Genomic DNA, 12,720 nt, shown 5'->3' with positions numbered 1-12,720 from the left:
TCGATCAGCTGTTCTCCAGCTCGACGTTCAGGCCGAGCGAACGCATTTCCTTCACGAGCACATTGAAGCTCTCGGGAATGCCGGCTTCGAAGGTGTCGTCGCCACGCACGATGCTTTCGTAGACCTTTGTGCGGCCTGCAACGTCGTCCGACTTCACCGTCAGCATCTCCTGCAGGGTGTAGGCGGCGCCGTAGGCTTCGAGCGCCCACACCTCCATTTCCCCGAAGCGCTGACCGCCGAACTGGGCCTTGCCGCCCAGCGGCTGCTGGGTGACCAGGCTGTAGGGGCCGATCGAGCGGGCGTGGATCTTGTCGTCCACCAGGTGGTGCAGCTTCAGCATGTAGATGTAGCCGACCGTGACCTTGCGGTCGAAGGCCTCGCCCGAGCGTCCGTCATAGAGGGTCACCTGGCCCGACGCGTCGAGGCCCGCCTGCCGCAGCAGGTCCTCGATGTCGGATTCCTTGGCGCCGTCGAAGACGGGCGTGGCGATCGGCACGCCGCGGCGCAGCGTCTGACCCATCTCGGCCAGCTCCTGATCGGACATGCCGGTCAGGTCCGCCCCGTTGCCATAGACCGCGGTCATGGCGGCACGGAGCTTGTTGCCGTCATGCGAGCGCTGATAGGCGTCCACCGCCTGCGCGACCTGCCGGCCGAGGCCGGCCGCCGCCCATCCGAGATGGGTCTCGAGGATCTGGCCGACATTCATCCGCGACGGCACGCCGAGCGGGTTGAGCACGATGTCGGCATGCGTCCCGTCTTCCAGGAACGGCATGTCCTCGATCGGCACGATCTTGGACACGACGCCCTTGTTGCCGTGCCGGCCGGCCATCTTGTCGCCCGGCTGGATCTTGCGCTTCACGGCCACGAAGACCTTGACCATCTTCATGACGCCGGGCGGCAGTTCGTCGCCGCGCTGCAGCTTCTCGACCTTGTCAAGGAAGCGCTGCTCAAGGCGCTTCTTCGACTCGTCGTACTGCTTCTGCATGGCCTCGAGCTCGACCATGATCTTGTCGTCGAGCACCGCGAAGGCCCACCATTGCGAGCGCGGATACTCGCCCAGGAGCTCGCGGGTCAGCGTCTGGTCGCGCTTGAAGCCCTTCGGGCCGGCCACGCCCTGCTGGCCGTCCAGCACCTCGGCGAGACGCGCGAAGGTGTTGCGGTCGAGGATCGACTGCTCGTCGTCGCGGTCCTTGGCGAGCCGCTCGATTTCCTCGCGCTCGATGGCCTGGGCGCGCTCGTCCTTGTCGACGCCGTGCCGATTGAACACCCGCACCTCGACAATGGTGCCGGTGACGCCCGGCGGCACCCGCAGCGAGGTGTCCCGAACGTCCGAGGCCTTCTCACCGAAGATGGCGCGAAGGAGCTTTTCCTCCGGCGTCATCGGGCTTTCGCCCTTCGGCGTGATCTTGCCGCACAGGATGTCGCCCGCGTGCACCTCAGCCCCGATATAGACGATGCCGGCTTCGTCGAGGTTCTTCAGCGCCTCTTCCGAAACGTTCGGGATGTCGCGCGTGATCTCCTCAGGCCCGAGCTTGGTGTCGCGGGCCATCACCTCGAATTCCTCGATGTGGATCGAGGTGAAGACGTCGTCCTTGACGATCCGCTCGGACAGCAGGATCGAGTCCTCGAAGTTGTAGCCGTTCCACGGCATGAACGCGACGAGCACGTTCCGGCCGAGCGCGAGCTCGCCGAGATCCGTCGAGGGGCCGTCGGCGATGATGTCGCCCTTGAGCACCTGATCCCCAACCCGCACCAGCGGCTTCTGCGTGATGCAGGTGTTCTGGTTGGAGCGCTGGAACTTCTGCAGCCGGTAGATGTCGACGCCCGGGCGGGTGGGGTCCATCTCGTCCGTCGCGCGGATGACGATGCGGGTCGCATCCACCTGGTCGACGATGCCGGCGCGGCGCGCCCCGATGGCGGCGCCGGAATCCCGCGCCACCACGGCTTCCATGCCGGTGCCCACGAAGGGCGCATCGGCCTGGACGAGCGGCACCGCCTGGCGCTGCATGTTGGAGCCCATCAGGGCGCGGTTGGCGTCGTCGTTCTCGAGGAACGGGATCAGCGCGGCCGCCACCGAGACGAGCTGCTTCGGCGACACGTCCATCAGGTCGACCCGCAGCGTCGGGACCACCATCACCTCACCGGCCTTGCGGCAGACGACGAGGTCGCTCGTGAGCGCGCCTTCGCTGTCCATGGCGGCGTCGGCCTGGGCGACGTGGTACTTCGCCTCCTCCATGGCCGAGAGGTAGATCACCTCGCTCGTCACCTTGCCGTCCCGTACCCGGCGGAACGGCGATTCGATGAAGCCGTACTTGTTCACCCGCGCAAAGGTCGCGAGCGAATTGATCAGGCCGATGTTCGGCCCTTCCGGCGTCTCGATCGGGCAGATGCGGCCATAATGGGTCGGGTGCACGTCGCGCACCTCGAACCCGGCCCGTTCGCGGGTGAGACCGCCCGGCCCAAGCGCCGACAGGCGGCGCTTATGCGTCACCTCGGAAAGCGGGTTGGTCTGGTCCATGAACTGGCTGAGCTGGGACGAGCCGAAGAACTCGCGCACGGCCGCCGCCGCCGGCTTCGCGTTGATCAGGTCCTGCGGCATCACCGTGTCGATGTCGACCGAGGACATGCGCTCCTTGATGGCGCGTTCCATGCGCAGGAGGCCCAGCCGATACTGGTTCTCCATAAGCTCGCCGACCGACCGGACCCGGCGGTTGCCGAGGTGGTCGATGTCGTCGATCTCTCCCTTGCCGTCGCGCAGGTCGACCAGCGCCTTAACGACCGCCAGCATGTCCTCGCGGCGAAGGGTCCGCTGCGTGTCCGGCGCATCGAGGTCGAGCCGCATGTTCATCTTGACCCGGCCAACGGCGGAGAGGTCATAGCGCTCGCTGTCGAAGAACAGCGAGTTGAACATGTTCTCGGCCGTCTCCAGCGTCGGCGGCTCGCCCGGGCGCATGACCCGGTAGATGTCGAACAGCGCGCCTTCACGGCCGATGTTCTTGTCGACGGCCAGGGTGTTGCGGATGTAGGGCCCGATATTGACGTGGTCGATGTCGAGCACCGGCAGGTCGTCGAAGCCGGCCTCCGTCAGGGCGGCGAGCAGCTTGTCGGTGATCTCGTCGCCGGCTTCGGCATGGATTTCGCCGGTGGCGCCGTTGACGAGGTCCTCGGCGATGTACTGGCCGTAGAGATCCTCCTCGGGCACGCGCAGCGACTTCAGACCGGATTCGGCCATCTGACGGGCCTGCCGGACGGTCAGCTTGCGGCCGGCCTCCAGGACGACCTCGCCGGTGTCGGCGTCGACCAGATCGTCCACGGACTTGAAGCCGCGCATCTTCTCGGCGTCGAAGGGCTGGCGCCAACCCTTGTCGTCGCGCGAATAGATGATGCGGTTGTAGAACCTGTCGAGAATGCCCTCGGAATCGAGCCCGAGCGCGAACAGCAGCGAGGTGACCGGGATCTTGCGCTTCCGGTCGATGCGGGCATGCACGATGTCCTTGGCGTCGAATTCGACGTCGAGCCAGGAGCCGCGATACGGGATGATGCGGGCCGCGAACAGGAGCTTGCCCGAGGAATGGGTCTTGCCCTTGTCGTGGTCGAAGAACACGCCCGGCGAGCGGTGCATCTGCGAGACGATGACGCGCTCGGTGCCGTTGACGATGAAGGTGCCGTTATCCGTCATGAGCGGCATTTCGCCCATGTAGACATCCTGCTCCTTGATGTCCTTGACCGACTTGGCGCCGGTGTCGGGATCGACATCGAACACGATCAGCCGCAGCGTCACCTTGAGCGGGGCAGAGTAGGTCATGCCGCGTTGGCGGCACTCGTCGACGTCGTATTTCGGGGGCTCGAACGTGTACTTCACGAACTCGAGCAGGGCCGTGGCGGCGAAGTCCGAGATCGGGAACACCGACTTGAAAACAGACTGCAGCCCCTCGTCGGCGCGCCCGCCGGCTGGCTCGTCCACCATGAGAAACTGATCGTACGACGCCTTCTGGACCTCGATCAGATTCGGCATCTCCGCGACCTCGGCGATCTTACCGAAGAATTTGCGAAGACGCTTGCGGCCTGCCAGCGTGCTGCCCATCGTGGACCTCGTCATCAGGAACGGCTGACCGGGCCTCCCGCATGGGGAGGCCGGATGAGCCGCCGGCGGGTTGCCCGCCTCGGTTACGGTTCGTTCCCGGAATGCGGGAACGACGGAGCGGCCCCGGGCGAAACGCCCGAGACCGCCTGTCTCAATTCACTCCTGCGTCACTCCCGGCCTGCGCCGGAAAGTCCGGCCGACGCTCAGCGCGGCGGCCGGATCCCGGCACGGCCGACGGCCGCCCGGGATGACGCTGGCGGCATGCGGATGCATGCCGCGGCGTTACTTGAGCTCGACCTTGGCGCCGGCCTTCTCGAGCTGCGCCTTGAGCTTGGCGGCGTCGTCCTTGGACACGCCTTCCTTGACCGGCTTCGGGGCCGCTTCGACCAGGTCCTTGGCTTCCTTGAGGCCGAGGCCGGTGATCGCGCGGACCTCCTTGATGACCTCGATCTTCTTGTCGCCAGCAGCGGCCAGAATGACCGTGAACTCGGTCTGCTCCTCGACGGGGGCGGCAGCAGCGGCAGGACCGGCGGCAACCGCGACCGCAGCCGCGGCCGAGACGCCCCACTTTTCCTCGAGCAGCTTCGCGAGCTCAGCAGCTTCGAGAACGGTGAGGGACGACAGGTCGTCGACGAGCTTGGTGAGATCAGCCATGTAAGTATCCTCGAACGGTTCGAACAGGGGAGGCGCAGCTCTCGCGCGCCGTGATGTTTGGCCTCAGGCCGCTTCGTCCTTGGCCGCGTAGGCTCCGAACACGCGCGCGAGCTTGGCAGCCGGCGCGTTGACGACCTGCGCGATCTTGGTTGCCGGGGCCTGAACCAGGCCGACCAGCTTCCCGCGCAACTCATCCAGGGACGGCAACTGCGCCAGCGAGCGCACGCCTTCCAGGTTCAGGGCCGTCTTGCCCATCGCTCCGCCGAGGATCACGAGCTTGTCGTTGGCCTTGGCGAAATTGACGGCAACCTTCGGGGCGGCGACCGGATCACCCGAATAGGCGATCAGGGTCGGACCCTTGAGGAGAGGCTGGATCGACGCGACGTCGGTGCCGTCGAGGGCGATCCGGGCAAGGCGGTTCTTGGCGACCTTCACCGTGGCGCCGGCCTGCTTCATCTGCGCGCGCAGCTTCTGCATGTCGGCGACGGTGAGACCCTTGTAGTGGGCCACGACGACGACGGAGGTGTCGGAAAACACCCCGTTCAGCGTCGAGACGAGCTCGCGTTTTGCTGCTCTGTCCACTCTGGCTCTCCGGTTGGTGGAACCCGAACGGGCTCCGCCGGTTACAGGTGCCGACCCGACGCAGGCAGGCCGCGGGCGGGTCGACGTCGTGAGCCCTGTCCACCCAAAGCCGGCGAGCCGGCGCTGGGCGAGATGGTTCGAACCGTCTACAGCTCTCCGCGCGAGGCGGAGGTGATTCGGTTTCCCCGTCTATGCAGGCGGGTATTAAGCCGTTGCGCCGCCCTCCCGAGGGAGGAGCCGCCCGCGGGCGCCTGCAGTCTCGGACAGGACAAGGCCGGACAGAGGAGGGCGTGGCCCACATCCGCCGGCCGTCCTTCCAGCCGGCTTCCCGACTGGAATACGAAAGCGATCACCGGCCCAGGAGGGGCCGCTGACCGCAGGAATTTAGAGACATGCCCCACCTCTTAACGGACGGGCGGCCGGAAGCCAAGAGGCAGAATCGCGCGGGATGCGCCCGTTCCGCCAGCGTCCGGGTTCGACCGATGGTCAGAGGTGCGGGCCGGCCTCGGGACAGGTCGGCCGGCCTGTCGGCCGGGGTCACGCCCCGGCTTGCAGCGTCGCCGGATCGACCCGCACGCCCGGGCCCATGGTCGAGGAGACCGCGATGCCCTTGATGTAGGTGCCCTTGGCGCCGGCCGGCTTGGCCTTGGCGACCGCGTCGGCGAAGGCCCGGATGTTCTCGACCAGCTTCTGCTCGTCGAAGGACACCTTGCCGATGCCGCCATGGATGATGCCGGCCTTTTCGACCCGGAACTCGACCGCGCCGCCCTTGGCGTCCTTGACCGCCTGAGAGACGTTCATGGTCACCGTGCCGACGCGCGGGTTCGGCATCAGGCCGCGCGGCCCGAGCACCTTGCCGAGCCGACCCACGAGACCCATCATGTCGGGCGTGGCGATGCAGCGATCGAAGTCGATCGTGCCGCCCTGCACGGACTCGAGCAGGTCCTCGGCCCCGACGATGTCGGCGCCGGCGGCCTTGGCCTCGTCGGCCTTGGCGCCGCGCGCAAACACGGCGACCCGGACCGTCCGGCCCGTGCCGTTCGGCAGGTTGCACACGCCGCGGACCATCTGGTCAGCGTGGCGGGGATCGACGCCGAGATTCATCGCGATCTCGAGCGTCTCGTCGAACTTGGCGCTTGCGCGCGCCTTCACCAGCGACACCGCCTCGGAGAGGGGGTAGAGCTTGGCTGCGTCGATGCCCTCGCGGGCAGCTCGGACGCGCTTTCCTGCCTTGGCCATGTGCCCCTCCTCAAGCGGTGATCTGGAGGCCCATGGCCCGGGCGGAACCCCGGATCATGGCAACCGCCGCGTCGACCGAATCACAATTCATGTCGACCATCTTCTTCTCGGCGATCTCGCGGATCTGCTGCTCCGTGACGGAGCCGGCCGGAGCTCCCTTGCCGGGGGTCTTCGAGCCGGAGGCGGGCTTCTTGCCGATCTTCATTCCGGCCGCGCGCTTCAGGAAGTAGGAGACCGGCGGCTGCCTCATCTCGAAGGTGAAGGAGCGATCCTGATACGCCGTGATGACGACCGGAATCGGCGTGCCCTTCTCCATCTGCCCCGTGCGGGCATTGAAGGCCTTGCAGAACTCCATGATGTTGAGACCGCGCTGACCGAGCGCGGGACCGATGGGCGGCGACGGATTGGCGGCGCCGGCCGGAACCTGAAGCTTCACGTATCCCGTGATCTTCTTGGCCATGGGAACTCTCCCGATGTGCCGCGCACCGGCTGCCAGCCGGCGGACGACGTTTCAGAGATCGCGGTGCGGCCCCCTGGATAGCCCGGCTGGCGACCGGACGGGACCTCCCGCGCGCGTGACGGCTCTCGCCGCCCGTTCGGGCCCGGCCGCCGGCAGAGCGGCCCCGGACCTGAATGCTGGATCAGCTCTTCTCGACCTGCCCGTATTCGAGCTCGACCGGAGTGGCGCGGCCGAAGATGGAGACCGCGACCTTGAGGCGGGCGCGCGCCTCGTCGACTTCCTCGACCGTGCCGTTGAAGGATGCGAACGGACCGTCGGCAACCCGCACCACTTCGCCGATCTCGAAATGGATGGACGGCTTCGGCCGCTCGATCCCCTCCGCCACCTGGCCCTTGATGCGGTCAGCCTCGGAATCGGGGATCGGCACCGGCTTGGCCTTGTCGGCGCCCAGGAAGCCCGTGACCTTCGGGGTGTTCTTGATCAGGTGGTAGACCTCGTCGGTGAGGTCGCAGCGCACCAGCACGTAGCCCGGGAAGAACTTGCGCTCGGCATCCACCTTGCGGCCGCGGCGAACCTCCACGACCTTCTCCATCGGCACGAGCACCTCCTCGAACTTGTCCGAGAGGCCCCTCTGCGCCGCCTGCTCCTTGATCGACTGCGCGACCTTGCCCTCGAAATTCGAGTAGGCGTGGACGATGTACCAGCGTTTCGCCATGGTCGGTCTCGTCAGCCGCCCAGGCCGAGCACGAGCCCGACGGCTTTTTGCATGATGAAGTCGGCGGCGACGAAGAAGACGCTGGCGGCCACCACCATCACGAACACCATGGCGGTCGTGATCAGGGTTTCCTTGCGGGTCGGCCACGTGACCTTCTCGCCTTCCGCCCTGACCTGGGACAGGAACTCGAGCGGGCCCACCCGGGGCCTCTTCTTCGGCGTCACCGCCGGGGAGGTCGTTTGCAGCTTCGCCATGCCTTCGAACCGCTCGGGCCAACAAGGGACGGCGCGGCGGCCGATCAGCCGTCCGCGCCCCGAAACCCGATCTCGCCTGAGAGAGATGCGCCGACTTAGCGCAACTTCAAGCCGCTGTCGACAGCTCCATCCCGGGCGGGGCGGGGCTGATGCACCGCCCCAGTTCGCCCGCCTGCCTGCGAGCGCCGCCGCGTGGCGACCTCGAGGCGCGTGTGCGGCCGCTGCGAAGCACCCTCATCGCACGGGCCCGGCCCATCTCTAAAGGCCGAGCCTCACCTCGGCCCAGCGCAGCACCGCCTCGCCGTTGAGGAAGTCCAGCACCGTCTGTTCCTGGGCGGCCGGGTCCTCGCCTGCGACGGCGGCCGTCGCAACGATCATGTCGCAACGGTCGTGGAAGGCGATGGCGAGAGCCGATCTGGGGGCCGCCTGCGCAGCCGGCCTCGCGTAGGCGCGGCTGCGGCCGTTCATCCAGCGCACGCGGATGGGCCGTCCGGGCCCAAGCGAGGCGTGGTGGGCCCCGAGTAGGTCGAGGTCGCCGATCCGCTCGACATCGTCGTCATCGACCGTGGTGACGCAGTTGCACGCCCCGATCTTTGGCCGAAGGTAGAGCGTCACCTCGGTTCCGCAATGCCTCGCCCTGCAGCGAAAGGCCTTGCCCTTGGCCCATGGATCGTCCGGGAACGGCCACGCCACCTCGGCCCATTCCGGCGAGGCGGCGCCGGCAACCTTGCCCGATGTGCTGTTGCCCGGGAGCGATCCGGCCAGGGCCAATGCCATGCCGGTCAGGGCGGCGGCGGCAAGGGCGTGGGTCGGTCGCATCGCCCCTGCCCCCCGCAAGGCCCTACTCGGTCGCCACGAATGTCCGTGCCCTTCCGATCTCCGGACGGTCGGAGCCGGAGGCATCGGCAAGGGCCAGAAGCTTCAGGTAGTTCGCCTTTGCGGCGGGCCTGTCGCCAAGCATCTCGGCCGCCCTCGCCGCGCCGAGAAAGCCGCGAAAGCGGTTCGGCTCCTTGGCCTTGGTGGCGTCGAAGGCGGCAAGCGCCTCCCGGGCCATGCCGCGCTCGAGCAGCATCTCGCCATAGAGTTCGCGCGCCGGCGCGAGCGGCCCGGGCGTCACCACGTGCTTCTCGACGTGTTCCTCGGCGTCGGCGGCTGCGCTCATGGCCTTCAGGGCGTCCTCGTGCCTGCCCTCGGCATGCAGAACCCAGGCAGCCGCGCCCTGCCGCTGGATCTCCACGATCTCCGACCAGTAATTGTCCTTCGACTGGCGCAGCTTGTCGCGCAGGTCCGCAAGCTTGGCGACATCGGCCGCGGCAGGCTCTGGTTTCCCGGACCGGGCCGCCCCGAGAGCGCGCGCAAAGTGCGACATGGCCGGCGCGAATGCGAAGGGGCTCGGGCGAACCGTCAGTTCCGACGCGCCCTGCCAGTCGCCGCGCTCCACCGCGTAGCGTGCCGGCGAGGCCGCGATCGCATAATCGGCAGCGGGCACACTCGACTTGAATTCGGGCTCGCGCACCATCTCGTCCACGACGACCCGCGCTTCCCTGTCCTGCCCGAGCTGGAGGTGGGCATAGACCATGTAATCCTGGGCGTGCAGGTAGTTGCTGGCCGAGTTTTCGGCCTTTGCCGCCCTGACCGAGGCGGTGTTGGAGGCGATGGACTCCGCCCAGAAGCCGACGCGGGTGTAGATGTGCGACGGCATGTGCTGCGCGTGCGGCGCGGCCGGGGCGATTTTGGCGTAGCGGTTGGCGGCGTCGAGCCCGCGCGATGCCATCTCCGGGTAGTCATAGAGGTGGATGAGGTAATGCGTGACACCTGGATGCTGCGGCAGGCGCAGTGACAGCGGCTCCAGAATGGCCGCGCCCTTGAGCTGCTGGGCATAGCTCTTGTCGCTCAAATCGGCGGATGTATTCAGGGTAAGGGCGTAGGCGATCTGCGCCTCGACATCGTCCGGGTGTTGCGCCGCGATGGCGCCCTGCGCGTCGCGAAACTTGCGGATGCGCTGGACGTGGCTGAGCTTGTCCGAATCGGCGTACATGAGATGAAGCGCGGCGATGTAGTCGCGCTCGCGCTCCGTCCCGGCCTTGATGGCGCCGGCCGCCTCGATCGCGGCCAAGCCCGGGGCGAGGTTTCCCTGCGGGATCGGGCTGTGCGGGTTGTCCAGCAGCGCCATGGCGACGCCCCAATGCGCCATGGCGCAGGTCGGGTCGGCCTTCAGGGCGTCCGCGAACAGCTCCTTGGCGGGGGCGTACCAGTAGGAATGCTGGTAGCGCATGGCCCGGTCAAACCGGCGCTGCGCCACCTCGTTGCAGGAGGTCTGGAGGTGGACGCTGCCGAGTTGCTGATCCAGCTCGCCCTGGGCGACCAGGCGTCCGGACGACACCAGGGCCAAGGCGGCGATGGTGACGGCTCCTGCGTGGAACTTCCGCATGGCGCACTCCCCAAGTCTTCAGCCGACTTTGTCTGGTATGCGCTCTTTGTTTGCGCCAAACAACAGTTCAAATACTGGGCGCGCTGCCCGGTGCTCCGATCGAGGCCGGCGCTGCCTCGGCCCGACCCCGGGCGGGGATGGGGCGGGGCAGGCCACCGATGTCGGGCAGAGGTCGGGCAGGCGGCACCCACCTTCGGGCCGTCAAGGCCTGAACGGAGCCAGTCCATCGCCGGCTCTCTCCGGCTGCGCAGACCTGCTGTTTGGCCGCAGGGCCGCGAGGTTGGTCGGCCGGATGCGGGATCGACGTCTGACGCGCCACATTCCGGGCGTGAGATCGGGCGGCGCGCGCCCCACCTTGACATCGAAGAAACCAGGATGCTCGAACGCCACGGCGCGCGGCGTCCTCGGACCGCTACAGGTGCCCGGTCTTGAGCTCGAAAACGGATCAGAAGAACTCCCCCCTAAACCGCTACATCGCCGTGCTTGAGGCGGTTGCCGCCGCGCAGGCCCCCCTCGGGCTGACCGAGATCGCGCAAGTGTCCGATTTCCCGCTCGGCAGCGCCCACAGGCTCGTGGCCGGCCTCCTGGCCGCAAACCTCGTCGTTGCGGAGGGCACGACGCGCAAGACGTACCGGCTCGGGCCGCGCCTCCTGCGCCTCCTTCATGCTGGAACGGAGGCGGAAAAGATCAGGGCAGCGGTGCAGACTACCCTGGAAACGGTCGCCGACCGCCTCGGCGAGACCTGCTATCTTGCGCGCCTCAGCGGCACCCAGGTGATCTCGATCGCCTGGGCGGTCCCCGAGCGCGGGGTCCGAGGCTACGTCTTTCCGGGCGACGTCATGCCGCCCCATGCCGCCGCGTCGGCCAAGGCGATCGTCGCCTTCCAGACTCCTGAGTTCATCGACCAGGTTCTCGCGCGGAAGCTGGAGACGTTCACGCCGGCCACGCGGACCAGCGTCCCCGAACTCCGAACCGAATACGAGCGCATTCGCGAGCGGCGCTATGCCGTGTGCTGGGATGAGCTGGAGGTTGGGCTCGCCGCCGTCGCCTGCCCGGTGGAGATCCCGGAGGTCGGCGTCATCTATGCCTTGGGTGTGGCCGGCATGGCGGAGCGGTTGAGCCGGCGTTCGGTTGAGACCGTCAGTGAAGAGCTCAAGGCGGTTCTGCCGGACGTGGAGCGGGCCTTGCGGCATGTCTCCGGACTGCCCCGGGACCCGGAGGGCCTCCGCCGCGGCAGGCGCGCCGAAGACCCTCTGCCGCCGCCGGCCCGGACTCCCAGGAAGAGGGTCGCGCCCGCCGCGTGACCTTCCGGAAAGCGGAATGTTAGCTGCAAATCCGGAATTTCTGTTGCCCACCCCCGGGCCGTGATGTAGCCAAGCTCAAACTGACTGACGCGGCCCGCAAGTCATCAACTGTCATCGGGCCGCGGGTGCTGCAGGGGGGCAGGCGTGGCTGAGCGTACGGGCTTTCGACGGTTCGAAGGAAAGGTCGCCCTCGTGACCGGCGCGGGCAGCGGCCTCGGCCGGGCCACCGCCGTTCACCTCGCGGGCGAAGGCGCCACCGTCGCCGTCCATTACAACGCGTCCGAGGCGGGAGCCCTTGAAACGTTGCGGCTGGTCGAGGAGGCGGGCGGCCAGGGCATGACCGTGTCGGCCGACGCGCGGCAGCAGCAGAGCGTGCAGGAGGCGGTCACGGCGGCCTTGGCCCGTTTCGGGCGCATCCACGTCCTCGTGAACAATGCCGGCAAGCATCGGCTGGCCCGCTCCCTCGACCAGACGCAGGACGACTGGGAGGACATGATCGGCCGCAATCTGAGCGGCACCTTCTTCTTCTCGCAGGCGGTCGGCCGGCACATGCGCGAGGCCGGCGGTGGCCACATCGTCAACGTGTCGAGCAAAATGGCGACAAGCACCGCGCCGTCGAACGCTGCCTATTGCGCCACCAAGGCCGGCGTCATCGCCATGACCCAGGTGCTGGCGGCCGAATGGGCCCGCTTCAAGATCCGGGTGAATTGCGTGGCGCCGGGCGTCATGGCGACGGGAGCGGCCGGGCAGATGACGGCAGACCTCGACGATGGCGGGCTGTTGCAGCGCGCCCTGGAGGCCCGCACCCCGGTCGGGCGGCTCGGCAACCCGGACGAGGTCGCCGCCGCGATCGCCTTCCTGGCCTCTGGCGAAACCGACTTCCTGACCGGCTCGACGCTCTATGTCGACGGAGGCTGGACGTCCTACGGCGACTACACCGGCTGGGGCTTCGCCCGGTCGCTCCTCAAGCAACAACCAGCCTAAGCGGGAGAGATGC

At 67.7% G+C, this 12,720-nt stretch carries 11 protein-coding genes; 2 read left to right on the top strand and 9 right to left on the bottom strand.

What is annotated here, in order from left to right; all coding sequences use genetic code 11:
* Positions 1–4 precede the first annotated feature (4 nt).
* From rpoB to JWR86_RS08510, 9 genes are all read right to left on the bottom strand, one after another.
* A complete protein-coding gene (gene rpoB, locus JWR86_RS08550) occupies positions 5–4,084 on the bottom strand; it encodes a DNA-directed RNA polymerase subunit beta (RefSeq protein ID WP_299563623.1) in 4,080 nt (1,359 codons plus the stop codon).
* 282 nt (positions 4,085–4,366) lie between these two features.
* Positions 4,367–4,738 (bottom strand): 50S ribosomal protein L7/L12, encoded by a 372-nt coding sequence (rplL, locus tag JWR86_RS08545; protein ID WP_299563620.1) that lies wholly within the window; start codon positions 4,736–4,738, stop codon positions 4,367–4,369.
* 63 nt (positions 4,739–4,801) lie between these two features.
* Complete coding sequence (gene rplJ / locus JWR86_RS08540; RefSeq protein ID WP_299563617.1) at positions 4,802–5,320, bottom strand: 50S ribosomal protein L10; 519 nt, start codon at positions 5,318–5,320, stop codon at positions 4,802–4,804.
* A gap of 537 nt (positions 5,321–5,857) precedes the next feature.
* Entirely contained in the window at positions 5,858–6,559 is a 702-nt protein-coding gene (rplA, locus tag JWR86_RS08535; protein WP_299563614.1) for a 50S ribosomal protein L1, read from the bottom strand.
* Between the two features lie 10 nt (positions 6,560–6,569).
* Positions 6,570–7,019 carry a 50S ribosomal protein L11 gene (gene rplK / locus JWR86_RS08530; protein ID WP_299563611.1) on the bottom strand — a complete coding sequence of 150 codons (450 nt, stop codon included), beginning with the start codon at positions 7,017–7,019 and terminating at the stop codon, positions 6,570–6,572.
* A 181-nt stretch (positions 7,020–7,200) separates the two neighbouring features.
* Positions 7,201–7,734, bottom strand: a complete 534-nt coding sequence (nusG, locus tag JWR86_RS08525) for a transcription termination/antitermination protein NusG (protein ID WP_299563608.1) — start codon at positions 7,732–7,734, stop codon at positions 7,201–7,203.
* Positions 7,735–7,745: 11 nt separating this feature from the next.
* On the bottom strand, positions 7,746–7,988 hold the full coding sequence (secE, locus tag JWR86_RS08520; RefSeq protein WP_299563605.1) for a preprotein translocase subunit SecE: 243 nt from the start codon (positions 7,986–7,988) through the stop codon (positions 7,746–7,748).
* Between the two features lie 258 nt (positions 7,989–8,246).
* Positions 8,247–8,807 (bottom strand): hypothetical protein, encoded by a 561-nt coding sequence (locus JWR86_RS08515; RefSeq protein ID WP_299563602.1) that lies wholly within the window; start codon positions 8,805–8,807, stop codon positions 8,247–8,249.
* Positions 8,808–8,829: 22 nt separating this feature from the next.
* On the bottom strand, positions 8,830–10,419 hold the full coding sequence (locus JWR86_RS08510; protein WP_299563599.1) for a hypothetical protein: 1,590 nt from the start codon (positions 10,417–10,419) through the stop codon (positions 8,830–8,832).
* 428 nt (positions 10,420–10,847) lie between these two features.
* Here JWR86_RS08510 and JWR86_RS08505 point away from each other — a divergent pair, with 428 nt between their 5' ends.
* The gene (locus tag JWR86_RS08505; RefSeq protein ID WP_299563596.1) at positions 10,848–11,723 is read left to right on the top strand and encodes an IclR family transcriptional regulator C-terminal domain-containing protein; all 876 of its coding nucleotides are present in this window, start codon (positions 10,848–10,850) and stop codon (positions 11,721–11,723) included.
* A 144-nt stretch (positions 11,724–11,867) separates the two neighbouring features.
* Entirely contained in the window at positions 11,868–12,707 is an 840-nt protein-coding gene (locus JWR86_RS08500) for a glucose 1-dehydrogenase (protein ID WP_299563593.1), read from the top strand.
* Positions 12,708–12,720: the final 13 nt, after the last annotated feature.

The sequence above is a fragment of the Enterovirga sp. genome, assembly GCF_028290205.1.
Lineage (GTDB): Bacteria > Pseudomonadota > Alphaproteobacteria > Rhizobiales > Beijerinckiaceae > Enterovirga.
The sequence above is the reverse complement of the archived record's forward strand: the minus strand, read 5'-3'. Positions and strand labels throughout refer to the sequence as shown.

Excerpts from the sequence above, each read along its gene's own strand:
- rplL (WP_299563620.1), bottom strand. The coding sequence starts at position 4,738 with ATGGCTGATCTCACCAAGCTCGTCGACGACCTGTCGTCCCTCACCGTT.
- rplA (WP_299563614.1), bottom strand. The coding sequence starts at position 6,559 with ATGGCCAAGGCAGGAAAGCGCGTCCGAGCTGCCCGCGAGGGCATCGAC.
- rplK (WP_299563611.1), bottom strand. The coding sequence starts at position 7,019 with ATGGCCAAGAAGATCACGGGATACGTGAAGCTTCAGGTTCCGGCCGGC.
- rpoB (WP_299563623.1), bottom strand. The coding sequence starts at position 4,084 with ATGGGCAGCACGCTGGCAGGCCGCAAGCGTCTTCGCAAATTCTTCGGT.
- nusG (WP_299563608.1), bottom strand. The coding sequence starts at position 7,734 with ATGGCGAAACGCTGGTACATCGTCCACGCCTACTCGAATTTCGAGGGC.
- JWR86_RS08515 (WP_299563602.1), bottom strand. The coding sequence starts at position 8,807 with ATGCGACCGACCCACGCCCTTGCCGCCGCCGCCCTGACCGGCATGGCA.
- JWR86_RS08510 (WP_299563599.1), bottom strand. The coding sequence starts at position 10,419 with ATGCGGAAGTTCCACGCAGGAGCCGTCACCATCGCCGCCTTGGCCCTG.
- secE (WP_299563605.1), bottom strand. The coding sequence starts at position 7,988 with ATGGCGAAGCTGCAAACGACCTCCCCGGCGGTGACGCCGAAGAAGAGG.